The sequence below is a fragment of the Candidatus Infernicultor aquiphilus genome (genome assembly GCF_002784285.1).
GTDB classification, from domain to species: domain Bacteria; phylum Atribacterota; class Phoenicimicrobiia; order Phoenicimicrobiales; family Phoenicimicrobiaceae; genus Infernicultor; species Infernicultor aquiphilus.
The window spans coordinates 1-1,354 of record NZ_PFKO01000143.1 but is presented as its reverse complement, the minus strand read 5'-3'; the positions used below and the strand labels follow the sequence as shown (position 1 = coordinate 1,354).

The following is a 1,354-nucleotide window of genomic DNA, read 5'->3' as shown; positions in this document are numbered from 1 at the left end:
AGAATTACTTTTAATTACTTCAAATCAATATAAAGCAGCTTCGCTTTTACCCGGTCTCAATGAACTGTTTGCCCGGGAAGATAAATCCGGAAAGTATATCTTGCAGGTTTGGAACAAGGATTATGAACTCATTGGGTTATTTGATATCGCTACTAAAATATATAACTTTGTCTATATTTTTATCATCATATTAGCCTGTTTTGTATTAGTGAATACCCTGATTATGATTGTCAATGAACGTACCCGTGAAATTGGGATGATGAGTGCCCTGGGTTTGAGGAGCAGAGAAATATTGTATCTCTTTACCATAGAAGGAGCAATTATTGGCGTAATTGGTAGTGCCATTGGCACTGTACTGGGTGGCATATTAACCAAAGTTTTTTCCATTGTAGGTATCGACTATAGTGCGGCTATGGAAGGAGTGAGCGGTGGAGATCTTTTGTTGGAGCCAATTTTTTATACCGTCTTTAGTTTGGAGAATCTTGTTTTTTGCTTTGTATTAGGGGTGGTTGTGGTCACTATCGTCTGTGTCATTCCGGCAAGGATGGCTGCCCGTCTGGAACCGACCGAAGCCTTGAGACAAATATGAAAATAGCGTAAAACTAAAAGCGAAAAGCGTAAAACACAAAGTGTATCTTGTATCTCGTGAATCGTATCTCGAAGTATAGTGGATAGTGTTTAGCGGAAAGGGTAAATAGTGAAGAGTAATGTGTAATAAGTGATAAGTTTTAGTTGCAAGCGTTAAGTAGGGGTTCGATTCATCGAACCCGTTAGAAAAGATTAATAAGATAACTCGGGTCGGATAAATCCGACCCCTACAAAAACTAAATAAAACATAGGATAAGAACATTGTCTGCTATTCTTACTTTCCTCCTTTGAGGGAGGAGGATTAAGGTGGGGGTGAAAAATTGAAAGGAGAAGTAATAATGCAAAAAATTAAACGATTTTTACTGATAGGAATAATAATCTCGATTTTATTTTCTAGCTTAATGGTCATTACTGCCGAAGAAATGACTGCTGAGGAGATAATTAACCAGAGAGATAATAATGAATATATTGAATCAATTAAAGCAGAAGCAGAAATGATCATCGTCAGTGGAGGTCGAAGAATAACTAAAACTATGCTTATTTTGAGTGACAAAAAGAGCGCTTTAATTGAGTTTACTAACCCCGGAGATAGGGGAACAAAATTTCTAAAAAGAGAGGATAATTTGTATATGTTTTTTCCTGATGCTGAAGAAACAATTGAAGCGTCCCCTCATATGTTAAACCAGGGGATGATGGGGAGTGATTTTTCCTTTCAAGATATCATGGAATCAGATAAATTAACCGATCTATACGATTTTAAAATTAT

Annotated in this window: 2 protein-coding genes; both read left to right on the top strand. The window is 36.6% G+C overall.

Translation table 11 applies throughout. The features are described from left to right. The coding region (locus tag COZ07_RS03925; protein ID WP_406607282.1) for an ABC transporter permease at positions 1-589 on the top strand (589 nt) is incomplete at its 5' end. Between the two features lie 337 nt (positions 590-926). Further along, positions 927-1,354 (top strand): outer membrane lipoprotein-sorting protein (locus COZ07_RS03920; protein ID WP_406607281.1); only part of this gene is annotated, 428 nt, incomplete at its 3' end.